This window comes from Brevibacterium pityocampae (assembly GCF_039541555.1).
In the GTDB taxonomy this organism is placed as follows: Bacteria; Actinomycetota; Actinomycetes; order Actinomycetales; family Brevibacteriaceae; genus Brevibacterium; species Brevibacterium pityocampae.
In genome coordinates this window covers 63,862-86,825 of the sequence record NZ_BAABGL010000010.1, presented here as the reverse complement: position 1 = coordinate 86,825, position 22,964 = coordinate 63,862, and the positions used below count along the sequence as shown (strand labels likewise).

The window sequence follows — 22,964 nt, the reverse complement described above, 5'->3', positions numbered from 1 at the left end:
TCAGTAATCGGAAGGAAGAACCCACGTGGACACCACCATTCTCGCCGAAGTCTCCGGCAGCATCTCGACCGTCGGATACGGCCTGTCGGCCATCGGCCCGGGTATCGGCATCGGCATTCTCGTCGGCAAGACCGTCGAGGGCATGGCCCGCCAGCCGGAGGTCTCCGGTCAGCTGCGCACCACCATGTTCCTCGGCATCGCGTTCGTCGAGCTCCTGGCGTTCCTCGGCGTCGCCGCACACTTCATCTTCGCCGTCTGATAACGGAAGCAGAGCGATCACATGACCCCGATTTCAGTGCTTGCAGCAGGAGAGACTGCCAACCCCCTGCTGCCGGCGACCTATGACATCATCTGGTCAGCGGTCTGCTTCGCCATCATCTTCTTCGCCTTCTGGAAGCTCGTGCTGCCGAAGTTCAGGGACATCCTGGACGAGCGCGCACAGGCCATCGAAGGCGGCATCGAGAAGGCTGAGCGGGTGCAGGCGGAGGCCGACAAGGCCCTCGCCGAGTACCAGAAGCAGCTCGCCGACGGTCGCGCCGAGGCCGCACGGCTCCGGGCCGAGGCCCAGGAAGAGGGCGCGCAGATCCTGGCAGAGATGAAGCAGAACGCCAACGACGAGGCCGAGCGCATCATCGCGCAGGCCAAGGCGCAGATCGAGGCCGAGCGGCAGGCCGCGATGGTCTCGCTGCGCGGTGAGGTCGGCGGCATCGCCACCGATCTGGCCTCGCGGATCGTGGGCGAGAGCCTGCGCGACGACCAGCGCGCCGCGAACGTCGTCGACCGCTTCATCGCCGACCTCGAAGCGCAGACCCCTGCGGCTCAGCCGGTGAAGGAGTACTGATGCTCCAGTCGAGCAGAAGCTCACTCGCCCTCACGCTGCAGGACCTGGACGCGGCCCTCGGGCAGCAGTCCGGTGCCGCGCTGGCCGACGGCCTGCTCGGCATGGTCTCGGTGCTCGCGGACAACGCGCAGCTCCGCCGTGCCATGGCGGACTCGGCGATCGACGCCGAGCGCAAGCGCGGCGTGCTCCAGACCCTGTTCTCCGGGTCGGTGGACGAGCGTGCGCTCGACATCGCTCTCGCCGCGGCCGCCCGTCACTGGGCCAGGCCGCAGGACTTCGTCACTGCGCTCGAGGTCGCCGGCGTCACCGCGGTCGCGGCCGACGCTCAGACCGCGGGCCGGCTCGGCCAGGTCGAGGAGGAGCTGTTCCGCTTCAGCCGTCTGCTGGAATCCGATCACGAGCTCGGCTGGGCCTTCGAGTCCGCCGCGCCCGCGGAGTCCAAGCGCGCGCTCGTCGCGGACCTGCTCGGTGAGAGGGCCTCGGCCGACACCGTCCGTCTCGCCTCCCAGGCGGCCGCGCACCCGCGCGGCCTGCGGGTCTCGGAGACGCTGGACACCTACTCCGAGGTGCTCGCGGCGCGCCAGCAGCGCTCCGTCGCCGAGGTGACGGTCGCCCAGCCGATGAGCCCCGAACAGCAGGACCGTCTGACCGCAGCGCTCTCTGCGTCCTACGGCAGGGAGCTGGTCCTCAACGTGCACGTCGATCCCGAAGTCGTCGGCGGAGTGCGCGTGCAGGTCGGCGATGAGGTGATGAACTCGACGATCTCCGATCGTCTGGCAGACGCCCGTCGCCGGCTCGCCGGCTGACACACCACCGCCCGCGCACCTCGGGCACACATACACGGTATGGAGCGGTCCACCCGACCACCTCGGGGACGCTCTTCGAAAACAAGGAAGCAGGGAAACCAGATGGCGGAACTGACAATTCGTCCGGAGGAGATCCGGGACGCCCTGGCGAAGTTCGTCGAATCGTACAACCCGCAGGGTGGAGACAAGACCGAGGTCGGCAAGGTCATCACCGCCGGTGACGGCATCGCCAGCGTCTCGGGCCTGCCCGGCGTGATGGCGAACGAGCTCCTCCGGTTCGAGGACGGCACCCTCGGCCTCGCCCAGAACCTCGATGAGCGCGAGATCGGTGCCGTCATCCTCGGTGACTTCGAAGGCATCGCTGAGGAGCAGAACGTCTACCGCACCGGCGAGGTCCTGTCGATCCCGGTCGGCGACGGCTACCTCGGACGCGTCGTCGACCCGCTCGGCAACCCGATCGACGGACTCGGCGAGATCGCCTCCACCGGCCGCCGCGAGCTCGAGCTCCAGGCCGCCGGCGTGATGGACCGCAAGGAGGTCAAGGAGCCGCTGCAGACCGGCCTCAAGGCCATCGACGCGATGATCCCGATCGGCCGCGGACAGCGCCAGCTCATCATCGGCGACCGCAAGACCGGCAAGACCGCGATCGCGCTCGACACGATCATCAACCAGAAGGCCAACTGGGAGTCCGGCGACCCGAAGAAACAGGTCCGCTGCATCTACGTCGCCTGTGGCCAGAAGGGCTCGACCATCGCCTCGGTGCGCCGCAGCCTCGAGGAGTCGGGTGCGCTCGAGTACACCACGATCGTCGCCTCCCCGGCCTCCGACCCCGCCGGCTTCAAGTACCTCGCCCCCTACGCGGGCTCGGCCATCGGCCAGCACTGGATGTACGAGGGCAAGCACGTCCTCATCGTGTTCGACGACCTGTCGAAGCAGGCCGAGGCCTACCGTGCGATCTCCCTCCTGCTGCGCCGTCCGCCGGGTCGTGAGGCCTACCCGGGCGACGTGTTCTACCTCCACTCCCGCCTGCTCGAGCGCTGCGCCAAGCTGTCGGACGCGATGGGCGGCGGTTCGATGACCGGCCTGCCGATCATCGAGACCAAGGCGAACGACGTCGGAGCCTTCATCCCGACGAACGTCATCTCGATCACCGACGGCCAGATCTTCCTCCAGTCGGATCTGTTCAACTCGAACCAGCGCCCCGCGGTCGACGTCGGCATCTCGGTGTCGCGCGTCGGCGGCTCCGCCCAGACGAAGCCGCTGCGCGGTGTGTCGGGCACGCTGAAGATCTCGCTCGCGCAGTACCGCTCGCTCGAGGCCTTCGCGATGTTCGCCTCGGACCTCGATCCTGCGACCAAGCAGCAGCTGGCCCGCGGCGCCCGCCTCACCGAGCTGCTCAAGCAGAACCAGTTCTCCCCGATGTCGGCGGAGAAGCAGACCGTGTCGATCTGGGCCGGCTCCGAGGGTCACCTCGACGACATCCCGGTCGAGGACGTGTTGCGGTTCGAAGCGGAGTTCCACGAACACCTCGAGCGGAAGACGAATCTGCTCGACACGATCCGTGATCTCACCGCCAAGCTCTCCGATGAGATCATCAGCGAGCTCGATCAGGCGATCACCGACTTCAAGGCCGGCTTCCAGCCGTCCTCGGATGCGGGCATCCACGCCGGCTCGGAGGAGTTCGACTCCGCCCAGGCCGACGAGGTGCAGCAGGAGAAGATCGTCAAGCAGTCGCGCGGGTCCTCGGCCAAGAAGGCCTGACCGACCCCATGACGCTCGCTAGCGAAAGGAACATCTGATGGGAGCCCAGCAGAGGGTCTTCAAGGCGAAGATCAACTCCACGAAGTCCTTGCGGAAGATCTTCAAGGCCATGGAGCTCATCGCTGCGTCCCGGATCCAGAAGGCGATCGGACGCGTGCAGGCCGCGAGCCCGTACGCGAATGCGCTCACCCGTGCGGTGTCCGCCGTCGCCACGCAGTCGAACGTCGATCACACCCTCACCACCGAGCCCGAGAACGCGCAGCGGGCCGCGGTGGTCGTGATCGGCCCCGACCGCGGATTCGCCGGCGCCTACTCGGCGAACGTCATCCGTGAGGCCGAGGAGCTCGTCCGCATGCTCGGCGAGGACGGCAAGCAGGTGTCGCTGTACACCGTCGGCCGCAAGGCGGAGACCTACTACACCTTCCGGGAGCGCGAGCTCGCCCGGGCGTGGACCGGGTTCTCCGAGGCGCCGGAGGCCGCTCACGCCCGTGAGATCGGCGAGCAGCTCGTCGAGGCGTTCCACACTCCCGTCGAGGACGGCGGGGTCGACGAGATCTACCTCGTCTACACCCGCTTCATCTCGAGCATCGCCCGTGAGCCGGAGTACCGTCGGCTCATCCCGCTCGAGGTCGTCGAGGCGGAGGACGACTCGAGCGTGCCCGAGGTGCGCACCGAGCCGACCGCGCCGAGCTTCGAGCAGGATCAGGTGTTCCCGCTCTACGAGTTCGAGCCGAGTGCGGAGGAAGTGCTCGATGCGCTGCTCCCGCGCTACATCGACTCGCGGATCCTCGCCGCCCTGCTCAACGCCTCGGCGGCGGAGCAGGCGGCTCGCCAGCAGGCGATGAACACTGCGGTGGACAACGCCGACGAACTCATCAAGACCTACACCCGGTTGGCCAACACGGCCCGCCAGGCCGAGATCACTCAGGAACTCACTGAGATCGTCGGCGGTGCCGACGCCCTCGCCGCCTCCGGCGGCGAGTGACCGGTCACCTACGAGAGCAGAGAAGAAAGAAGACCATGACTGCCACAGTTACGGAAACCCCCCAGGCACAGGGGACCGTTGGCCGGATCTCCCGCGTCATCGGCCCCGTCGTGGACGTCGAGTTCCCGCTCGACTCCGTGCCGGCCATCTACAACGCGCTGACCACCGAGGTCACGCTGTCCGAGGGGACCCGCAAGGTCACCCTCGAGGTCGAGCTGCAGCTCGGCAACGGCATCGTCCGCGCGATCTCCCTGCAGCCGACCGACGGCCTCGTCCGCGGCCAGGAGGTCGTCGACTCCGGTTCCCCGATCACCGTGCCCGTGGGCGACGTGACCAAGGGCAAGGTCTTCAACGTCACCGGTGACGTCCTCAACGGCTCGATGATCGACGAGCCCTACGAGATCACCGAACGCTGGCCGATCCACCGCAGCGCGCCGAACTTCGACCAGCTCGAGTCGAAGACCCAGATGTTCGAGACCGGCATCAAGGTCATCGACCTCCTCACCCCCTACGTGCTCGGCGGCAAGATCGGCCTGTTCGGCGGCGCGGGCGTGGGCAAGACCGTGCTCATCCAGGAGATGATCACGCGTGTGGCCCAGGACCACGGCGGCGTATCGGTGTTCGCCGGCGTCGGCGAGCGCACCCGTGAGGGCAACGACCTGATCTTCGAGATGGACGAGTCGGGCGTGCTCGACAAGACCGCGCTCGTCTTCGGCCAGATGGACGAGCCGCCGGGCACCCGCCTGCGCGTCGCGCTCACCGGTCTGACCATGGCGGAGTACTTCCGCGATGTGCAGAACCAGGACGTGCTCCTCTTCATCGACAACATCTTCCGCTTCACCCAGGCCGGCTCCGAGGTCTCCACGCTGCTGGGCCGCATGCCCTCGGCCGTGGGCTACCAGCCGACCCTGGCCGACGAGATGGGTGTCCTGCAGGAGCGCATCACCTCGACCCGCGGCAACTCGATCACCTCGATGCAGGCGATCTACGTCCCGGCCGACGACTACACCGACCCGGCCCCGGCGACGACCTTCGCGCACCTCGATGCGACGACTGAGCTCAGCCGTGACATCGCCTCGCGCGGCCTCTACCCGGCCGTGGACCCGCTCGCCTCGTCCTCGCGCATCCTCGACCCGCTCTACGTGGGTCAGGAGCACTACGACGTGGCGACCGAGGTCAAGCAGATCCTGCAGAAGAACAAGGAGCTGCAGGACATCATCGCGATCCTCGGCGTCGACGAGCTCTCGGAGGAGGACAAGCTCACCGTGCACCGCGCGCGCCGGATCGAGCAGTTCCTCTCCCAGAACACCTACACCGCGCTCCAGTTCACCGGTGTCGAGGGCTCGACCGTGTCGATCAAGGACACCATCGAGGGCTTCCGCGGCATCTGCAACGGCGACTTCGATCACATCCCGGAGCAGGCGTTCTTCAACGTCGGCGCGATCGACGACGTGCTGCGCAACTACGACGAGCTCCAGAAGAAGGGCTGATCCGATGAGTCTCCAGGTCACCGTGGTCGCCGCCGAGCACGCTGTGTGGTCCGGCGAGGCCCGCCGGGTCGTGGCCAAGACCACCGAGGGCGAGATCGGCATCCTGCCCGGCCACGAGCCGGTGCTCGGCATCGTGGCCGGCGGGCAGGTGCGCATCGTGACCGCGGACGGCGAGCACCTCACGGCTCAGGCCGATGGCGGGTTCCTGTCCGTGGAGAACGATCGCGTGACCGTGGTCGCCGACCAGGCCGAACTCGTCTGAGCTTCGCTACACTGGCAGACGTGAACCCCTCCTCCCTACTGATTGTTCTGCTCTCATTGGTAGGGCTGGCGATCCTCGTCGTCGCACTGTTCTCGATGCGACGCCGCTCGATCACCCGTCTGTCGGGCGCATTCGACTGCTCCACCCGCGTGGGCGACGGTACCCGTCGCCCACGTTGGCGTCTCGGGGTCGGGGTGTTCACCGTCACCGCTCTCGCGTGGTACCCCGTGTTCAGCCTCGGCCGGCGCCCCGCCTTCCTGCTGCCGCGCTCGGATCTCGAGATCACCGCGCGGAATGCGCCTGATCCGGACGAGCAGTACGCGGTGTTGCCCGATGCTCAGATCATCACGTGCCGCTACGGCACCCATGACGGGGATCCCCGGGACGTGCTCCTCGCCCTCGACTCCGAGGCGCTCTCGGCCTTCTCCTCCTGGCTCGAGTCGGCTCCTCCCGGCTCCAATCTCACGATGGGACGATTCACCTGATGCAGGTCCTGACCGTCCACGGCCCCGCTGTGCTGTCCGGCTCCGTCGAGGTCCGCGGGGCGAAGAACAGCGTGCTCAAGCTCATGGCGGCGACCCTGCTCGCCCCGGGCCGTTCCGTGATCACCAATGTGCCGCGCATCCTCGACGTGTCGATCATGTGCGAGCTGCTCGGACGCCTCGGCTGCGGGATCGACTACGACCCGGAGGCCGGGACGGTCGCGATCGACGTGCCCGAGGAGGCCGGGATCCAGGCGGACTACGAGCTCGTCCGCGCGATGCGCGCCTCGATCTCCGTTCTCGGCCCGCTCACCGGTCGGATGCACGCCGCCCACGTGGCGCTGCCCGGCGGCGACGCGATCGGCTCGCGCGGGCTCGACCTCCACAAAGCCGGCCTCGAGCTCCTCGGGGCGACCGTCCACCTCGACCACGGATATTTCATCGCCGAGGCGCCCGACGGCCTGCGCGGGGCGGACATCCACCTCGCGTTCCCCTCGGTCGGGGCGACGGAGAACCTCGTCATGGCCGCGACGCTCGCCGAGGGCCGGACCGTCATCGAGAACGCGGCGCGCGAACCGGAGATCGTCGACATCTGTCGGATGCTCGTGGCGATGGGCGCACGGATCTCCGGGATCGGCACCTCGACCCTGACCGTCGACGGCGTCGCCCGCCTGCAGCCGGTGGAGCACCGCTGCGTGGGGGATCGGATCGTCGCCGGGACCTGGGCGTTCGCCGCCGCGATCACCGGGGGCGACCTCACCGTCGAGGGCGCGTCCCTCGACCTGCTGCCGATCGTCGTCGACAAGCTCCGCGACGCCGGGGCGGAGGTCGCGGACTGCGACACCGACAACCCCGGCGGCGCGTTCCGGGTGCGTGGGACCGAGCGGCCGCGCAGCATCCGTGTGTCGACCCTGCCGTTCCCCGGCTTCCCCACGGATCTTCAGCCCTTCGTCATCGCGCTCAACGCGGTGGCCGACGGTGTGGGGCTGCTGACCGAGAACCTCTTCGAGGCGCGCTGGCGGTTCGTCAACGAGCTCGCCCGGCTCGGCGCGGAGGTGTCGATCGACGGCAACCACGCGCTCATCACCGGGGTGCCGCAGCTCTCCGGGGCGGAGGTCGAGGCCTCGGACATCCGGGCCGGGGCGGGTCTGGTGCTCGCGGGGCTCGCCGCGACCGGGCAGACGCAGATCTCCGGTGTCGATCACATCGATCGTGGCTACGAGTACTTCGTGGAGAAGCTCCAGGCGCTCGGTGCGCAGGTCGAGCGGGTGGAGAAGCCCGATCTCCTCGACTTCGACCGCCCCTGAGACCTCAATTTCCGAAGATTCCTGAGAGCGTTTCCGCGATTCTTCGCAAGGTCAGCGCGCCGCCGACTGTGTCCCGTGACGGGTCCGGGTGCTGGTCGCAGCGCAGCGACCGGTGGAGTTCCCCGGTGGCGAAGGCGCCCCCGATGTCATCGCCCGCGTCGCGAGGTCACAGCCGCGGCGTCCTGGTGTCACAATCGTGAGCCGGCGCCCGCAACAGTCCACAGGCCGGGGCGCGCACTGGTGCCGGGGCGACGCTCTGTCTAGCGTGCCGGCATGGCTGCACACCGGATCCCCCTGTACTTCAACCCCGACGATCACGACTCCTACGACCTGTCCTCGTACTCCGTCACCGCGCGCGGACATGTCCGTGCACCGCATCACGGCGTGCGCGAGCACCCGGAGTGGCGGAAGACGATCGAGATCCCCGACTGGGCCGATGAGGATTGGAAGACCATCCATCTGCGCCAGCTCGGCCTCCAGCACGTGCGGCCGGACTGCGCCGCGAGCCACACCTCGGCGGCGGTCCTCCACGGCATGGCGGTCCCGCAGGATCTGCTCCGCCACAGCCACGTGACCTCGATGATCGGCGTCGTGCCGATCCGCCGCCGCGGTGTCAAAGGGCATTCGGCGGAGCTGCTCGATGTCGTCGAGGAGTGGGACCTGCGGATCGTCGCACGTGATCAGACGCTGCGGCAGATCGCCGGGATGCTCGGCGTGCGCGACATGACCATCGCCCTCGACTGCCTGCTCGGCACGTGGCACGGAGAGGCGAGCGCCACCCTGGATTCGCTCCGCGCCGTCGCCGAGGCGCCGGTCCGGTACCGCGGCAGGTCGACCTTCCGCGCCGCGCTCGACCGCGCGCGGCCGGGGGTGGATTCGCCGCGCGAGACTTCTCTGCGACTCGTGCTTGTGGACGGCGGGCTCCCGGAGCCGGTCGTCCATCCTCCCGTCCACATCCGAGCGCTCGGTCGGACGATCCATCCGGATGTCGGCTACGTCGAGCAGCGACTCGCCGTCGAGTACGAGGGGGAGCACCACCGGACCGACCCCGTCCAGTGGGCGGTCGACATCGAGCGCGGTCAGGCGTTCGAGTCGGAGGGCTGGCGACGCACCCGGGTGACGAAGGACATGCCCGAGGCCGAGGTCGTCGCGCTCACGGCCGCTGCCCTGGACGCCTCGCCGACGGTCCGGGGATTCGGGGCATGAGGTCGGGGGTCCGTGAGGTCCTGCATCGTGAGATCGCACAGACGCGCGGAATCGCTCTCAGGAACCTTCGGAAATTGTCAGGAGAAGAGGGCGAGGTGGGCGCTGCTGACCGGGTCGATGTGGTCGGCGAACTCGTCGTGCTTGCCCACCCACGACTTGACGTAGGGGCACAGCGGGACGATCCGGAAGCCCTCGGCCACGGCGGCGGCGATCGCGTCCCGGGTGAGCCGGGAGGCGAGCCCCCGGCCGGAGAAGGCCTCGTCGATCACCGTGTGGTAGAGGATCCGCTGCTGCGCCGGGTCCGAGGAACCCCCGCCGGGGGCGTCCCCCTCACCGGATCCGCTCCCGCCGCCGCGGGGCGCCGTGGTGTCGCGGTAGGCCGAGAACCCCGCCGGCGCGCCGTCGACGGTGATGTCGTAGCGGTGCTCGGCAGGGTTGTCGGTGACTTCGATGACAGGATCGCTCATGACTGCCTCCTGGGCTTGATGCGGACGCGGGGGAGCGGGGGCGCCGGGATCGGCTCGGGCTGGTCGGGCGGGAAGGTGCCGAACCGCGGCCCCTCGACGCCGTCGCCCACAGGCTCGGCGGTGGTGTCACCGCCCTCGCCGTCGCCCAGCGGCTCAGCGGCACCGGCGCCATCGGCGCCGTCGTCCTCGGCGCGACCGATCTCGGTCTGCCACGCGCGACGGTAGGCGACGATCTCGTCGTGGCTGCGTCCGACGAAGTTCCACCACATGACGATGCTCTCCCCGAACGGCCGCCCGCCGACGACGATCACCCGGGCGGGCGCCTCGGGCCCGGCGGTGAGCCTCAGCGCATCCGGACCCGACGGGAGGTACGCGAGCTCGTCCGGCGCCACCGTCTGCTCGTGATCGCGCACGCCGAGCGTGAGCGCACCGGAGTCGAGCAGCACACCGTGCTCGCAGGAGGCATCGAGGTCGACCTCGACGGTCTGCCCCGCATCGACGAGGATCTCCGCGGCGTGCGCGGGCACACGGGTGTCCACGGGCGAGCTCTGCCCGGCGAAGGAGCCGAGGTAGGTGAGCACCCGGCCGCCGGGCACCTCGGCCCAGGTGGGGACGAAGTGCTGGGACTCCGGCATCCCGTTGCGCAGCGCGTCGGGCAGCGCGTACCAGAGCTGGACGCCGTGGAGCTGCTCGGTGGCATCGGAGGAGAACTCCGAGTGGGAGATGCCGGAGCCGGCGATCATGAGGTTGACCTCGCCGGGCCGCACGATGTTGGAGAAGCCGGTGGAGTCGATGTGCTCGATCTCGCCGTGGAACAGCAGGGTCACGGTGGCGAGCCCGGTGTGCGGGTGGCGGGCGACCTGCATGCCCCCGGTGGCGGCGACATCGTCGGGACCGAAGTGGTCGACGAAGCACCAGGGGCCGATGAGCGAGCGCTTGCGCTGGGGGAGGGTGCGGCGCACGGTCATCGCCCGCAGCCCGCCGAGCGGCACCTCGCGCGCGGTGATGATGTCGATGGCATCGGCGCAGGTGACGTGTGCGCACTCGTACTCAGCCGGGTCGATCTCGTGATTCGTCATCGGGCTCCTTCGGCAGCGGCCGGCGGTCTCAGAAGAGCCGGGTCTCGGGGTCGTCCATCCCGCGCAGCGCATCGTAGTCGAGGACGACGCAGCGGATGCCGCGGTCCTCCGCGAGCGCACGGGCCTGGGGCTTGATCTCCTGCGCGGCGAAGACCCCACTGACGGGGGAGAGGAGGGGATCGCGATTGAGGAGTTCGAGGTAGCGGGTGAGCTGCTCGACACCGTCGATCCCCCCACGCCGCTTGATCTCGATCGCGACCGAGGTGCCGAGCGCGTCCTTCGCGAGGATGTCGACGGGCCCGATCGCGGTCATGTACTCCCGGCGGACGGTCTGGTACCCGGTGCCGAGCGATTCGATGTGCTCGGCGAGGAGCTCCTGGAGGTGCGCCTCGACCCCGTCCTTGACGAGACCGGGATCGACGCCGAGGTCGTGCACGGTCTCGGAGATCACCTCGGCGATCGAGATCACCAGGCGGTCGTCGGTCTTCGCCTGGGTCACCGTCCAGATCTCGGTGAACCCGGCTGCCCGCTGGTCCTCGTCCGGCTCCGACACGCTCAGGGTGCACGGCGGGGTCATCCAGTTGAGCGGCTTGTAGGATCCGCCGTCGGAATGGACGAGGACGCTGCCGTCGGCCTTGATCATGAGGACCCGGTCAGCCGTCGGCAGATGGGCCGTCAGCCTTCCGGCATAGTCGACACTGCACTTCGCGATCACCACACGCACCCTGCAACCCTACGTGAGAGAATCGGGCCATGCCACGTTCGTCCTCCTCCCGCCGGTCCAACAAGTGGTCCCGCGAGCCGCGCGATCTGAGCTTGTCCCTCAACTCCCTGCGCCGCGTGCACGACGAACCCGATGGACAGTGGGTGGTGCAGCACGTTCGCGGGACCAGCTCGGGGAAGACCTACGTGTGCCCGGGCTGCCGGCAGGACCTCCCGGCATCGATCGCCCACACCGTCGCCTGGCGCTCCGAGGACGAGTTCGCGGTGGCCGCCGGCGTCTCGTTCCGGCGCCACTGGCACACCTCCTGCTTCAACGCCCGCCGCCGGCGCCGCTGAGCACAGCCGCCCCCTGCACACCCCGGACACGACGATCCCGCCGTTCGACATGAACGGCGGGATCGTCCGCGGTGCGGGGGTCGGGTCGGTGTCCGCCCGTCTCAGCGCAGCCGGTTGAAGTCGCGCGACTTCGGGTCGCGGGCGGGTCGGCCGCCCTGCGGAGCCTTTCCACCCGCCGAGGCGCCGGCCGGCCCCGAGCCGCCGGAACCGCTCGCGGAACCCTTCGACCCGGCGGCGGTCTTCGCGGCGCCATCGGGCTTCGCGGTGCCATCGGCCTTCGTTCCGCCCTCGGACTGCCGCGCGGGGGCAGGCTTCTCACCGTCGTTCTTCCGGTCGCTCGGCTGCTGGCCGCCGGTCTGCGAGGAGCCCGAGGCGCCGGGCGTGCCGGCAGGCTTCTCATCGAGCTTCCGCGCCCCGGGCTTCTGCGCCCCGCCGCCGGTGGTGCCGGCAGCGCCCGAGGAGCCGGAGCCGTCGGTCGTGCCGGACTCCTGCGCCGCGGCCGCGGCGCTCTCCGCATCCGCAGGCGCGGTGAGGTCGTCGAGCTCGGAGCCGGAGGCGATCTTCTCGGTGGGGAGCGCGGCGGCGGCCTCCTGATCCGACTTGTCCTCGGTCATGTCGACGCCGTCGAAGAGTCCGGGAGCGGCGAACATCGACCGCAGCTGCTGGAGCTGGGCGGTGATGGTGCGGCGCTGCTTGGTGAGCAGGTCGACCTGCGACTGGGCACTCGACACGTTGCGCTTGGCCTCGGCGGCGGATTCCTCGATCGTCGCCTCGGCGGTGGCACGGGATTCGGCGATGAGCTCCTGCGAGCGCTTCCGTCCGTCGGCGATGATGCGGTCGGCCTTCTCGACGGCCTCCTTGCGGGTCGTCTCCGCGCGCTCGGCGGCGGCCTTGGCCTCCTCGTCGGCCTTCTTGGCGCGGGCCTGGGCCTCGGAGATGAGCTTCGCGTTCTCCTCCGTGGCCTTGTCGAAGCGCTCCTTCTCCGACTTCTCCGCCTGCTGGCGCTTGTCGGCGAGTTCGACCTCGAGGTCGTTCGCGGCCTTCTTCGCCTTCTCCTGCTCGGCGTGGGCGGCAGCGAGGATGGAGTCCGCCTCGCTCTTCGCCTTCGCGCGGATGTCGGCGGCCTCCTTCTCGGCGTCCGCACGCAGCGCGGCGATCTCGCGCTTGACGGTCTCGCGGCTCTGCTCGGCCTCCGCCTGCGCGGAGTCGGTGTGCTGGGAGGCCTCGCGTGCAGCGGTGGCCTTGAGCTCCTCGGCACGGGAGTCCGCGGCCTTGATCGTCTCCTCGGCACGCAGCTCCGCCGAGGCGGTGATCGCCTCGGCCTCGGAGCGGGCCTTGTTGAGCACGTCGTTGCTCTCGGTGTGCATCCGGGCGCGCTGGCTCGCGGCATCGGCGCGGGCCTTGTTGCGGATCGTCTCCGCGTCCGCGGTCGCCTGCGCGAGGGTCTCGCGGGCCTGGGACTCCGCGATCTTGAGCAGGTGGTCGATCCGGCTGCCGGGAGGGCCGGACGCCTCGGCGCTGTCGTTCGCGGCCTTCTTGAGCTGCTGCTTCGCCTCGGACAGCTCGCCGGCGATCTGCAGCTTGGCGCGATCGGCGGTGATCACCTGGCTCCGTGCATCTGCCAGCGCTTTGCGCAGCGAATCGATCTCGGTCTGCAGCTGCCCGATCCGGGCATCGACTTCATTCTTCTCGTATCCGCGCATTGCAGTGCGGAACTCTTCCAGAGGCGTCACTCTCTCGACTCCCATCCTTGTCTCACCGGTGCTCTTCAGCTTCTCGGTCCACTCTACTGAGGATTCATGGGTATGACCTCCGAGCGGATGTGCCCGATCGGCCACGACCCGGCGGATCGCACCCGGGGCCTGGGCGTCACCGGTGCGGATGCGAGGGATCTCACCCGGGGGCGGGCGGTGCGGGCGGAATACCGGCACCGCGGTCCGTGTTGAACCGATCGAGAGCGCAGACGCCGCCGGCCGCTCGAGTGCCACGGCGGAAGTGCTCACCCGTCCATCCGTCACACGCAGCAGAGGAGAACACCCATGGCTTACACCCTTCCCGGACTCAGCGAGGCCGAAGGCGAGAAGGTCGCCGGCATCCTGCAGGAGCGGCTCGATGCGATGAACGCACTGCACCTCATCCTCAAGCACGCGCACTGGAACGTCGTCGGGCCCGCCTTCATCGGCGTGCACGAGATGCTCGACCCGCAGGTCGAGCTCGTCCGCGGCTTCGCCGACGAGATCGCCGAGCGGATCGCCGCTCTCGGCAGCAGCCCCAACGGTGTGCCGAGCCGCGTGGCCTGGGATCGCCCGGGCATGAAGTACGAGCTCGACCGGGCCAGCACCCAGGCGCACATCGCCGCGCTCGACGCCGTCTACGACGACGTCAACGCCGCCCACCGCGAGGCCGTCGCCGCGACCGCGGAGATCGATCCGATGAGCGAGGACCTCCTCACCGCCCAGACCCGGGAGCTCGAGCAGTTCCAGTGGTTCCTCCGCGCGCACCTCGACGACGGCGCCGGCAACCTCAAGGGCTGACCGCCTCGGCGGCCCCCGGCCCACGCTTCCTGCACGCACCCGTTCCGCCGTCACCGGTGGGGCGGGTGCGTGCGGTTCCGGCCTGATCCCGATCGGGCACGTGCCGGTCCGCGGGCCGCCTCGGCCGGCGGTTGTGTCGGCCATCACGTCCTCGGATACCCTGGACGGAGCACGGGAGCGCGCCGAAGGGCCGGTGCGCCGCGCGGCCGGCCGGGTGCCGGACGCACCCACCATCATCGCCCGATCGCCGGGGACGCCCCGCCGGTCGGCTGCTCAAGGAGGAGAACATGACCGAAGCCGTCATCGTCGCCGGATCGCGCACCCCGCAGGGGCGGATGTCCGGAGCACTCGGATCGCTCAGCGCCGTCGACCTCGGCGCCGAGGCGATCGGCGGCGCCCTCGACCGCGCGGGCGTGGCACGCGAGGCAGTCGAGTACGTCATCATGGGCCAGGTCCTCCAGGCCGGCTGCGGGCAGGGGCCAGCGCGGCAGGCTGCCGCCCAGGCCGGCATCCCGATGTCCACGCCGGCGATCACCGTCAACAAGCTCTGCCTGTCCGGGCTCAACGCGATCACCCAGGCCGCGATGCTCGTCCGCGCCGGCGAGTACGACCTCGTCGTCGCCGGCGGCCAGGAATCCATGACGAACGCCCCCCACATGCTCGAGAAGTCGCGTGCGGGCTACAAGTACGGCACCATCTCCGTCCGCGACCACATGGACTACGACGGACTGTGGGACGCCTTCACCGACGAGGCGATGGGCGGTCTCACCGAGTCCGCGAACACCGGCGACGGCGAGTTCACCCGCGAGCAGCAGGACGCCTACGCCGCGCAGTCACACCAGCGCGCCGCCGCCGCGTGGCAGGAGGGCCGCTTCGCCGATGAGGTCACCCCGGTCACCATCCGCGGGCGCAAGGGCGACACCGTGGTGAGCGAGGACGAGGGCGTGCGCCCGGACACCACGGCCGAATCCCTGGGGAAGCTCCGCCCGGCCTTCCGCAAGGACGGCACGATCACCGCCGGCTCCGCCTCCCAGATCTCGGATGGGGCCGTCGCCGTCGTCGTGGCCTCGCGGGAGAAGGCCGAGGAGCTCGGTCTGCCGATCCTCGCCGTCATCCGCTCCCACGCCTGGACCGCCGGGCCGGACTCGACGCTGCAGCACCAGCCCTCGCAGGCGATCAAGGCCGCCGCGGAGAAGGAGGGCATGAGCCCGGCGGACTTCGATCTCTACGAGATCAACGAGGCGTTCGCGGCGGTGAGCCTGGCGAGCATGAAGGACCTCGGGATCGACGACTCGAAGGTCAATGTCAACGGCGGGGCCGTCGCGCTCGGCCACCCGATCGGCGCCTCGGGCGCCCGTGTCGCGCTCCACCTCGCGCTCGAGCTCCAGCGGCGCGGCGGTGGGAAGGGCGTGGCCGCACTGTGCGGCGGCGGCGGCCAGGGCGACGCGCTCGTCCTCGAGGTCCCCGCGACCTGACGCACCCCGCGTACCGACGTTCTCCGAAGGAAGGATCGATCATGCTCCTCGCATTCTCCGTCGCCCCCTCGGGCGGCGACGACCCCACCGGCTCCGTCCACGACGCCGTCGCCGCGGCCGTCGAGGTCGTGCGGAAGTCCGGTCTGCCCAACCGCACCGACTCGATGTTCACCACCATCGAGGGCGAGTGGGACGAGGTGTTCGCCGTGGTCAAGGAGGCCACCGAGGCCGTCGGGGCGTTCGGCTCGCGCGTCTCGCTCGTCATCAAGGCCGACATCCGGCCGGGGTACACCGGTGAGCTCACCGGCAAGCTCGATCGGCTGGAGAAGGCGCTCGACGAGCGCGCCGACTGAACCGACGCGCGCTCGCGCCGAATCGCCGTGCACGCGCCGGGCCGTTGTGGACGGGGCGGAGCATGGGACGTCCCCTGCTCCGCCCCGTCCGCGCGCACGCGCCGTTCACCTCCCGTTGACCTCGGAGCACTACGCTCCCGTGCTGGAGGTGCTGCCGTATGACCACTGACCACACGATCCCCGCTGCACAGCGCGTCGAATCCCTCATCAGCGAGGTCGCCGAGGTGCGCGCCGCTGTGCTCGCCGCGGAGGCGCGCAGCGCGGAGCTCATCGCCCGCGTGCGCGACCGGCACCGGGAATCCGCGCGGAACCTCGTGCACTACGTCGCCCTGCGGGCGCTCGACATCCGCGGGCTCCAGGACCGGCTCGCCGAGGTCGGGGTGTCCTCGCTCGGCCGGATGGAGGCCGGGGTGCTCGGACACCTCGACGTGGTCCTCACCGCGCTGCGCGCCCAGCTCGGACAGGCTCCGGACCCGGATCCGCAGGCGCTCACCCCGGTGGCCGGCCGGGAGATCCTGGCGCGTGACACCGCGCGGCTCCTCGGCCCGGAACCGGCCGATCGCCGGACCCGCATCATGGTGACGATGCCCACCGAGTCGGCCCACGACGGCGACCTCGTCGCGGCGATGGCCGCCGCCGGGATGGACCTCGCGCGGATCAACTGCGCACATGACGACGAGGACACGTGGACCGCGATGATCGCTGCGATCCGCGCCCAGCGCGGTCCCGGTCGCATATCCCCTCCGCTCATCGCGATGGACCTCGCCGGTCCGAAGCTCCGCACCGGTCCGCTCCTGCCCGGGCCGCCCGTCCTCAAGATCCGCCCGGAGCGCGACGTCTCCGGACGGGTCGTCGAGCGCTCAATCGTGTGGTTGGGGAGGGTCGACGACCAGGCGGCCCGCGGCATCGAGGGCGCTCTCGACGCCGAGGCGCTGCCGCTCGCCGGGGACGCGGGGGCGATCACCGAGGCGCTGTCCCGCCTCGACGAGGGCGATGAGGTCCGTCTCACCGACGCCCGGGATTCGCACCGTCGGCTGCGCATCGAGGCCCGCGGCTCGGCCGGGATCCTGCTGTCGGCGGACAAGACGATCTACTGGATGACCGGGACCGAGGTGCACGCGCTCGACGCCGTCCTCACCGTCGGCCCGCTGCCCGGTGTCGAGCAGAGTATGCGAGTGCACCTCGACGACACCATCGTGCTCACCCGCTCGATGGAGCCGCGCCCCGCAGTCACCGACCCGCCCTTCGTCATCGGCTGCTCGCTGCCGGAGGTGTTCGACGACGCGGCGATCGGCGACGAGGTGTGGATCGACGACGGCCGGATCGGCGCCGTCGTCACCGCCGGGGGTACCGACGCGCTCGAGCTGCGGGTGACGAGCGCGGGTCCGCGCGGGGCGAAGCTCAAGGCGGAGAAGGGCATCAACCTGCCGGACACGACGATCGGCATCCCGGCGCTGACGGATGCCGACCGCTCCCACATTCCGTTCGTCGCCGCGCATGCGGACATGGTCAACCTGTCCTTCGTCCGCTCCGCCGCCGACGTCGCCCAGCTCATCGACGCGCTCGCCGCGGAACAGGCCGAGGACGTCGACATCACGCTCAAGATCGAGACCGTCGCGGCGTTCGAGGAGCTGCCGCGGATGCTGCTCGAGGCGATGCGCTGGCAGGACGTGGGGGTGATGATCGCCCGCGGCGACCTCGCGGTCGAGGCCGGGTTCGAGCGGATGGCCGAGCTCCAGGAGGAGATCCTGTGGCTGTGCGAGGCCGCGCACGTCCCGGTGATCTGGGCGACCCAGGTGCTCGAGAGCCTGGCGAAGTCCGGTCTGCCGTCACGCGCGGAGATCACCGACGCGGCGATGGCGCAGCGCGCCGAGTGCGTCATGCTCAACAAGGGCCCCTACATCGAAGAGGCGATCGAGGCGCTGTCGGACATCCTGTCGCGGATGGGCGGGCACACGAGCAAGAAGCGCGACATGCTCCGTCAGCTCGAGTCGTGGTCGCTGTGAGGTCGTCGTCGCCGTGAGGTCCCGGCCGCTGTGAGGCCGTGCCCGGCGGGGGAGGGCCGTGTAGTAGCCTGAGTGGCGGCGCTCCGTGCGGCCCGGCCCCCATAGCTCAATGGATAGAGCAACGGCCTTCTAATCCGTAGGTTGCAGGTTCGAATCCTGCTGGGGGCGCAGCATCGGGATCACGGCGCTCGACCACGGTCGGCCCGGATCGAGCAGCGGCGCTCGAGCATCGGCCCTCGTGGAGGCTGTGAGAACCGTCCCGCGCATGACGGGAGCCCGCGGATTCTCCGTTGAATCCGCGGGCTCCCGACATGTCCGGGCACCGAGTCCGGGAAGCGGCCCCGGCTGTGTTCTCAGGCGAGGTACGGGCTGGCGGGCTTGCCCCAGAACGCGAGCCGCTCACTCATCGCGAGGCCGATCCCGGCGAGCGCGGCGAGCAGCGCGAACGCCTGGATGAAGAAGGCGACATCGACGAAGAGGACGCTGACCCCGCCGAACACGACGAGCAGGAGGGCGAGGAAGGACATGGCCGCAGCGGCCTGGAAGAAACGCGATCCCGTCATCGGAATCAACCCCTTTCGGTGTGGTGCTTGAACACTACGCTCGAACGACCGTTCTGCACCTGGGAGTTCGCTGGAAATTGTGACCCACGCCACATTCGCGGCGCCGACCGGATGCGCGTGACGCGGCGGGCGGAATCCGCTCGAGAACGCGCGAATCGGCGCGGTGGTCGGCGTGGTGAGTGGTGACGTGCGGCGAAAACCGACAGAGTGGAGCCGTGACTACCCGATCGAATCTCCATGCCCTCGCGCCCGGGGTGGCGCCGGCGCTCTCCGACCTGGTCAGACGGGTCCGGGAGTCGCGGTTCCCCCTGCAGACAGCGGACGCGCAGGACGGTCGTGCACTGCAGCGGGACATCGACGACCAGCTCACCGACTACCTGCTCCCGCGGGTGTCGGACACCGACGCGCCGCTCCTCGTCGTCGTCGGCGGCTCCACGGGTGCCGGCAAGTCGACCTTGGTGAATTCGATCATCGGTTCCGAGGTGTCCAACCCGGGCGTGCTGCGCCCGACGACCCGCTGGCCGGTCCTCGTCCACAATCCCGAGGACCGCGAGTACTTCACCTCCGACCGCATCCTCCCCACTCTCCGACGCGTCGTGCGGGCCGAGACCGACCTCGAGCAGCCGCAGGTGCGCCTCGTCGCGCACGAGGGCGTGCCGCGCGGTCTCGCGCTCCTCGACTCCCCGGACATCGACTCCGTGCTCGAATCCAACCGCACGCTCGCCCGCCAGCTGCTCGCCGCGGCGGACCTGTGGCTGTTCGTCACCACCGCCGCCCGCTACGCCGACGCCGTGCCGTGGGAGCTCCTCAAGACCTCGGTCGAGCGCGGCACGACGGTGGCGATGGTGCTCGACCGGGTCCCTCCGCAGGCCAACCGTGAGGTGCGCCACCACCTGTCCGGGCTCCTCTCCGACTCCGGGCTCGGCTCCGCGCCGATCTTCACCATCCCCGAGCTCGAGCTCACCGACGGCCTGCTGCCCGACGCCGCGGTGTTCCCGGTGCGCTCGTGGATCCTCAATCTCGGGATGAATGCGACCGCCCGCGACCGGGTGATCTCCCGCACGCTCACGGGTGCGCTCGCCGCCGTCCCGGCCAAGGTCCGCGAGCTCGCCGACATCGTGTCCGGCCAGGAGGACGCGCACCAGCGTCTGCACGCCGTGGTCGACGAGGAGTTCGGCCGCAGCGCCGCCGATCTCGCCGAGTCCCTCGCCGACGGCCGGGTGCTGCGCGGCGAGGTGCTGGCCCGCTGGCAGGACTTCGTCGGCACCGGCCAGTTCTTCCGCGGCCTCGAGCCCACCGTCGCGCGCGTGCGCGACCGCATCACCGCAGCCGTGACCGGCAAGCGCGACGCCGCCGAGCCGCTCGAGCAGGCCATCGAGAGCAGCGTGGCTCTCCTCATCCGGGAGCAGACGGTGCGTGCCGTCGCGGAGACCGCCGAACGCTGGCAGGCCTACCCCGAGGGCGCCGCGCTCGTCGACGAGCGTCCTGCCATGGCCACGCTGCCCCCGCAGTTCGATGCCGAGGTCGGCCGGATGGTCGCCGACTGGTCCTCCGGCGTCAACGACCTCGTGCGCGAGGTCGGCCAGAGCAAGCGGGCCAAGGCCCGGATCCTGTCCTTCGGCGTCAACGGCGTCGGCGCCGTCCTCATGCTCGCCGTGTTCGCCGGCACCGGGGGACTCACCGGTGCCGAGGCCGGCATCGCCGGGGGCACCGCCGTGGTCGCGGGCAAGCTGCTCGACACGATCTTCGGCGACCAGGTGACCCGCGACCTCGCGCAGACCGCTCGCGAGCAGCTCGTCGAACGGGCGAGGGCGGTGCTCGAACGGCACCGTGCTCCCTTCGATCAGGCGCTCGCCGACACCGAGGTGCCGCCCCGGCAGGCCGGGGTGCTGCGTGGAGCCGGAGACCGATTGGAGGAGACCCTGTGAGCCAGCAGACCCACGAGGCCATCAGCCGGCTGGCCGCCGGCATCCGCCGCGCCCTCGACCTCGAGGAGGGCCGTCTCGATCGCACCACCGTCGCGCGCGCCGGAGAGCTCCTGGAGAAGACCGACGCCCGGATGAACCTCGGCGAGGACTTCACCGTCGTCGCGTTCGCCGGTTCGACCGGCTCGGGCAAGTCCTCTCTGTTCAACGCGGTGGCCGGGCTCGAGATCGCGCAGGTCGGCGTGCGACGGCCCACGACCTCGCTGCCGACGGCCTGCGTCTGGGGAGAGGGCGGCGAAGAGCTCCTGTCTTGGCTCGGGGTGCCCGTCGACAACCGGACCTGGCGCGAGAGCGCACTCGACGGTGATGACGAGGAATCGCTCCACGGACTCATCCTCCTCGACCTGCCCGACCACGACTCCACCGCTGCCGAGCACCGGATCGAATCCGATCGCCTCGTCGGCCTCGTCGATGTCGTGTTCTGGGTCGTCGACCCGCAGAAGTACGCGGATTTCTCCCTCCACTCGCACTACCTCTCCCAGTTCGCCGAGCACACGACGAACATGGTCGTCGTGCTCAACCAGATCGACACGCTGACCACGGCCGAGCGCGAGGCCTGCCATGACCACCTGCGGCAGCTGCTCTCCCAGGACGGTCTCGACGGGGCCCGGATCCAGCTCGCCTCGGCCGTCACCAGAGAAGGCGTCCCGCAGCTGCGTGACACCCTGACGCAGACGGTGTCGGCGAAAGAGGCCGCCTCGGAGCGGCTGCTCGCCGATATGCGTTCGCTCGCCGCCCAGATGCGCTCCGAGCTCGGCGAGCCGCTGTCCGACCCGACGCGCCTGCCGGGTGCGGACCGCCTCGTCGACGCGATGGTCGACGCCGCCGGCGTCGAAGCCGTCGCGCAGACCGTGCGCGACGACTACCAGCGGCGCGCCTATCGGAAGACCGGCTACCCGCCTCTCGCGCTCGCCCAGCGCGGGCAGGCCGACCCACTCGGCGCCAAGCACGGTGGGGACCGCGACGACCTCATCCGTGCCGCCGTCCCGGAGACCACCCGCACGCAGAGCGCGCGGGTCAACCTCGCCGCGCACGAACTCGTCGCCGAGGCGGTGCGCTCGCTCCCGCTGCAGTGGCGCCACGCGGTCTCCCACGCGGAGAAGCAGAGCACGGCGGAGCTGACCCACACCCTCGACTCCGCGGTCACCGCTGTCGACATCGAGCGGCGGACCCCGGGGTGGTGGGGAGTCGCCGGCTTCTTCCAGATCCTGTTCTTCCTCGCGACCGTGATCGGCGCGCTGTGGCTCGTGGCGCAGCTCGTGCTCATGTTCGCCGGCGTCCTCGTCGACGGATCCCCTTGGCTGTGGATCGTCCCCGGAGCGCTGCTCGGGATCGGGATCATCGGCTCGATCGTCACCTCGGTCACCGCCGCCTCGGCCCGTGCCAAGGGTGCCCGCGAGGCCGGTGCCGAGGTCGATGAGCGCCTGCGTGAGGCGGTGCAGCGCGCCGCGGCGGGTTCCTACCTCGAACCGATCACCGCGATCCTCGGCGAGCACAAGGCGGTCTACGACGGTCTGCGCTGACTGAGGACAGTGCGCCGTCCTCGGTGACCGCGGCCTGTGGAGGAGCGCCCGCTCCTCCACAGGCCGAACTCGTCCCTGGTGCACGAGGCACGCCGGGGCGAGCGTGGACTCACCTCCACTCGAAAGGACGAGAACGGTGAAGACCACGAATCATCTCATCGGCACCATCGGCAGCGACCCCCGCACGGGCACCCTCACCGACGGCCGGCCCTACGTCGGCTTCCGGTTGGCCGTGAACCACGACTATTTCAACTCCGAGACCGGCGCCTACGAATCGGGCGACACGAGCTGGTACGACGTCGCCGCCTACGGCGCGATCGCCCAGGCGTGCGCCTGCTCCCTGTCGAAGGGCGACCCCGTCATCGTCGTCGGACGACTCCGGGTGCGCGACTGGACGTCGGGGGAGAGGTCGGGCACCGCGGTGGAGATCATCGCCGATGCCATCGGCCACAACCTGCGCTTCGGCACCGGGTCCTTCAGCCGCCGCAGCTCCCGGCGTCGGTCCTCCGGCGGTGAGGATCCGGCCTCGGACTCCGGATCCGACACCGAGTGGGGTGGGCTGTCCCAGCGCCCGCCGGCCGGCCCGGTTCCGTGGGAGTCCGAACACGCCCAGGCAGACGGGGCGCCGCCGGAGCATGCCGCAGACCTCGCTCCGGTCGGCACGGGGGACCGAGCAGCCGCCCCCGGGGATCCCGAACCGGCCCTCGTCGGTGCGGAGCCCGGATCCTCGACGGATGAGGACGCGCCGTTCTGAGTCTCCCGGGACCGGCGCGGGCTCGC

Annotated in this window: 23 protein-coding genes and 1 tRNA gene; 19 read left to right on the top strand and 5 right to left on the bottom strand. The window is 70.2% G+C overall.

All coding sequences use genetic code 11. From position 1 onward, the window contains the following. The first annotated feature begins 25 nt into the window (after positions 1–25). The 10 genes from atpE to ABD883_RS08520 all read left to right on the top strand — a co-directional run bounded on the left by atpE (position 26) and on the right by ABD883_RS08520 (position 9,140). On the top strand, positions 26–259 hold the full coding sequence (gene atpE / locus ABD883_RS08565; protein WP_137319416.1) for an ATP synthase F0 subunit C: 234 nt from the start codon (positions 26–28) through the stop codon (positions 257–259). A gap of 21 nt (positions 260–280) precedes the next feature. Next, positions 281–841: a F0F1 ATP synthase subunit B gene (locus tag ABD883_RS08560; protein ID WP_345031385.1), complete on the top strand. Its 561-nt coding sequence runs from the start codon at positions 281–283 to the stop codon at positions 839–841. Further along, complete coding sequence (locus tag ABD883_RS08555) at positions 841–1,647, top strand: F0F1 ATP synthase subunit delta (protein ID WP_345031382.1); 807 nt, start codon at positions 841–843, stop codon at positions 1,645–1,647. The genes ABD883_RS08560 and ABD883_RS08555 overlap by 1 nt, the downstream gene beginning before the upstream one ends. 102 nt (positions 1,648–1,749) lie before the next feature. Further along, positions 1,750–3,408: a F0F1 ATP synthase subunit alpha gene (gene atpA / locus ABD883_RS08550; protein WP_345031379.1), complete on the top strand. Its 1,659-nt coding sequence runs from the start codon at positions 1,750–1,752 to the stop codon at positions 3,406–3,408. A 37-nt stretch (positions 3,409–3,445) separates the two neighbouring features. Then, entirely contained in the window at positions 3,446–4,393 is a 948-nt protein-coding gene (locus ABD883_RS08545) for a F0F1 ATP synthase subunit gamma (protein ID WP_295687671.1), read from the top strand. A gap of 35 nt (positions 4,394–4,428) precedes the next feature. Continuing rightward, positions 4,429–5,883 carry a F0F1 ATP synthase subunit beta gene (atpD, locus tag ABD883_RS08540; RefSeq protein WP_137319421.1) on the top strand — a complete coding sequence of 485 codons (1,455 nt, stop codon included), beginning with the start codon at positions 4,429–4,431 and terminating at the stop codon, positions 5,881–5,883. A 4-nt stretch (positions 5,884–5,887) separates the two neighbouring features. Continuing rightward, positions 5,888–6,145, top strand: a complete 258-nt coding sequence (locus ABD883_RS08535) for a F0F1 ATP synthase subunit epsilon (RefSeq protein WP_137319422.1) — start codon at positions 5,888–5,890, stop codon at positions 6,143–6,145. 20 nt (positions 6,146–6,165) lie between these two features. After that, positions 6,166–6,630 (top strand): DUF2550 domain-containing protein, encoded by a 465-nt coding sequence (locus tag ABD883_RS08530; RefSeq protein WP_137319423.1) that lies wholly within the window; start codon positions 6,166–6,168, stop codon positions 6,628–6,630. Beyond that, positions 6,630–7,934, top strand: coding sequence for a UDP-N-acetylglucosamine 1-carboxyvinyltransferase (gene murA, locus ABD883_RS08525; RefSeq protein ID WP_247425365.1), 1,305 nt, complete (start codon positions 6,630–6,632; stop codon positions 7,932–7,934). The genes ABD883_RS08530 and murA overlap by 1 nt, the downstream gene beginning before the upstream one ends. Positions 7,935–8,207: 273 nt before the next feature. After that, complete coding sequence (locus ABD883_RS08520; protein WP_295687664.1) at positions 8,208–9,140, top strand: hypothetical protein; 933 nt, start codon at positions 8,208–8,210, stop codon at positions 9,138–9,140. A 77-nt stretch (positions 9,141–9,217) separates the two neighbouring features. Here ABD883_RS08520 and ABD883_RS08515 read toward each other — a convergent pair whose 3' ends face one another. Genes ABD883_RS08515 through nucS form a run of 3 tightly spaced genes read right to left on the bottom strand, consistent with a single transcriptional unit; the run spans position 9,218 to position 11,410 of the window. Further along, positions 9,218–9,607 carry a GNAT family N-acetyltransferase gene (locus ABD883_RS08515; RefSeq protein WP_295687661.1) on the bottom strand — a complete coding sequence of 130 codons (390 nt, stop codon included), beginning with the start codon at positions 9,605–9,607 and terminating at the stop codon, positions 9,218–9,220. Then, the gene (locus tag ABD883_RS08510) at positions 9,604–10,686 is read right to left on the bottom strand and encodes a pirin family protein (protein WP_295687659.1); all 1,083 of its coding nucleotides are present in this window, start codon (positions 10,684–10,686) and stop codon (positions 9,604–9,606) included. Before ABD883_RS08510 ends, ABD883_RS08515 begins: the two co-directional genes overlap by 4 nt. 28 nt (positions 10,687–10,714) lie before the next feature. After that, positions 10,715–11,410, bottom strand: coding sequence for an endonuclease NucS (gene nucS / locus ABD883_RS08505; protein WP_295687656.1), 696 nt, complete (start codon positions 11,408–11,410; stop codon positions 10,715–10,717). A gap of 29 nt (positions 11,411–11,439) precedes the next feature. On the opposite strand from nucS, the gene ABD883_RS08500 reads away from it, so the two are divergent. Further along, complete coding sequence (locus ABD883_RS08500) at positions 11,440–11,745, top strand: hypothetical protein (RefSeq protein ID WP_247425370.1); 306 nt, start codon at positions 11,440–11,442, stop codon at positions 11,743–11,745. Positions 11,746–11,846: 101 nt separating this feature from the next. Here ABD883_RS08500 and ABD883_RS08495 read toward each other — a convergent pair whose 3' ends face one another. Further along, positions 11,847–13,448, bottom strand: coding sequence for a cell division protein (locus tag ABD883_RS08495; RefSeq protein WP_295687653.1), 1,602 nt, complete (start codon positions 13,446–13,448; stop codon positions 11,847–11,849). Positions 13,449–13,784: 336 nt separating this feature from the next. On the opposite strand from ABD883_RS08495, the gene ABD883_RS08490 reads away from it, so the two are divergent. The 5 genes from ABD883_RS08490 to ABD883_RS08470 all read left to right on the top strand — a co-directional run bounded on the left by ABD883_RS08490 (position 13,785) and on the right by ABD883_RS08470 (position 18,281). After that, positions 13,785–14,279, top strand: coding sequence for a Dps family protein (locus ABD883_RS08490; RefSeq protein WP_265808557.1), 495 nt, complete (start codon positions 13,785–13,787; stop codon positions 14,277–14,279). Between the two features lie 287 nt (positions 14,280–14,566). Beyond that, positions 14,567–15,754 carry an acetyl-CoA C-acetyltransferase gene (locus ABD883_RS08485; RefSeq protein WP_137319430.1) on the top strand — a complete coding sequence of 396 codons (1,188 nt, stop codon included), beginning with the start codon at positions 14,567–14,569 and terminating at the stop codon, positions 15,752–15,754. A gap of 41 nt (positions 15,755–15,795) precedes the next feature. Next, complete coding sequence (locus ABD883_RS08480) at positions 15,796–16,107, top strand: thiamine-binding protein (RefSeq protein ID WP_137319431.1); 312 nt, start codon at positions 15,796–15,798, stop codon at positions 16,105–16,107. A 158-nt stretch (positions 16,108–16,265) separates the two neighbouring features. Continuing rightward, positions 16,266–18,113, top strand: coding sequence for a pyruvate kinase (locus ABD883_RS08475; RefSeq protein WP_295687647.1), 1,848 nt, complete (start codon positions 16,266–16,268; stop codon positions 18,111–18,113). Positions 18,114–18,208: 95 nt separating this feature from the next. Then, positions 18,209–18,281: transfer RNA gene (locus tag ABD883_RS08470), tRNA-Arg, on the top strand. Positions 18,282–18,466: 185 nt separating this feature from the next. On the opposite strand, the gene ABD883_RS08465 is transcribed toward ABD883_RS08470, so the two are convergent. Next, the gene (locus ABD883_RS08465) at positions 18,467–18,676 is read right to left on the bottom strand and encodes a hypothetical protein (protein WP_137319433.1); all 210 of its coding nucleotides are present in this window, start codon (positions 18,674–18,676) and stop codon (positions 18,467–18,469) included. Between the two features lie 215 nt (positions 18,677–18,891). On the opposite strand from ABD883_RS08465, the gene ABD883_RS08460 reads away from it, so the two are divergent. The 3 genes from ABD883_RS08460 to ssb all read left to right on the top strand — a co-directional run bounded on the left by ABD883_RS08460 (position 18,892) and on the right by ssb (position 22,938). Further along, positions 18,892–20,604, top strand: a complete 1,713-nt coding sequence (locus ABD883_RS08460; RefSeq protein WP_295687644.1) for a dynamin family protein — start codon at positions 18,892–18,894, stop codon at positions 20,602–20,604. Then, positions 20,601–22,184: a GTPase gene (locus ABD883_RS08455; RefSeq protein ID WP_295687642.1), complete on the top strand. Its 1,584-nt coding sequence runs from the start codon at positions 20,601–20,603 to the stop codon at positions 22,182–22,184. Before ABD883_RS08460 ends, ABD883_RS08455 begins: the two co-directional genes overlap by 4 nt. Before the next feature lie 136 nt (positions 22,185–22,320). Further along, complete coding sequence (ssb, locus tag ABD883_RS08450) at positions 22,321–22,938, top strand: single-stranded DNA-binding protein (protein WP_175406938.1); 618 nt, start codon at positions 22,321–22,323, stop codon at positions 22,936–22,938. Positions 22,939–22,964: the final 26 nt, after the last annotated feature.

Bases quoted from the DNA above. Each gene is read 5' to 3' on its own strand.
- ABD883_RS08515 (WP_295687661.1), bottom strand. From the start codon at position 9,607: ATGAGCGATCCTGTCATCGAAGTCACCGACAACCCTGCCGAGCACCGC.
- atpD (WP_137319421.1), top strand. From the start codon at position 4,429: ATGACTGCCACAGTTACGGAAACCCCCCAGGCACAGGGGACCGTTGGC.
- ABD883_RS08560 (WP_345031385.1), top strand. From the start codon at position 281: ATGACCCCGATTTCAGTGCTTGCAGCAGGAGAGACTGCCAACCCCCTG.
- ABD883_RS08485 (WP_137319430.1), top strand. From the start codon at position 14,567: ATGACCGAAGCCGTCATCGTCGCCGGATCGCGCACCCCGCAGGGGCGG.
- ABD883_RS08465 (WP_137319433.1), bottom strand. From the start codon at position 18,676: ATGACGGGATCGCGTTTCTTCCAGGCCGCTGCGGCCATGTCCTTCCTC.
- ABD883_RS08475 (WP_295687647.1), top strand. From the start codon at position 16,266: ATGACCACTGACCACACGATCCCCGCTGCACAGCGCGTCGAATCCCTC.
- ABD883_RS08490 (WP_265808557.1), top strand. From the start codon at position 13,785: ATGGCTTACACCCTTCCCGGACTCAGCGAGGCCGAAGGCGAGAAGGTC.
- ABD883_RS08500 (WP_247425370.1), top strand. From the start codon at position 11,440: ATGCCACGTTCGTCCTCCTCCCGCCGGTCCAACAAGTGGTCCCGCGAG.
- ABD883_RS08555 (WP_345031382.1), top strand. From the start codon at position 841: ATGCTCCAGTCGAGCAGAAGCTCACTCGCCCTCACGCTGCAGGACCTG.
- ABD883_RS08480 (WP_137319431.1), top strand. From the start codon at position 15,796: ATGCTCCTCGCATTCTCCGTCGCCCCCTCGGGCGGCGACGACCCCACC.
- murA (WP_247425365.1), top strand. From the start codon at position 6,630: ATGCAGGTCCTGACCGTCCACGGCCCCGCTGTGCTGTCCGGCTCCGTC.
- ABD883_RS08520 (WP_295687664.1), top strand. From the start codon at position 8,208: ATGGCTGCACACCGGATCCCCCTGTACTTCAACCCCGACGATCACGAC.
- ABD883_RS08535 (WP_137319422.1), top strand. From the start codon at position 5,888: ATGAGTCTCCAGGTCACCGTGGTCGCCGCCGAGCACGCTGTGTGGTCC.
- ABD883_RS08495 (WP_295687653.1), bottom strand. From the start codon at position 13,448: ATGCGCGGATACGAGAAGAATGAAGTCGATGCCCGGATCGGGCAGCTG.
- ABD883_RS08510 (WP_295687659.1), bottom strand. From the start codon at position 10,686: ATGACGAATCACGAGATCGACCCGGCTGAGTACGAGTGCGCACACGTC.
- ABD883_RS08545 (WP_295687671.1), top strand. From the start codon at position 3,446: ATGGGAGCCCAGCAGAGGGTCTTCAAGGCGAAGATCAACTCCACGAAG.
- atpA (WP_345031379.1), top strand. From the start codon at position 1,750: ATGGCGGAACTGACAATTCGTCCGGAGGAGATCCGGGACGCCCTGGCG.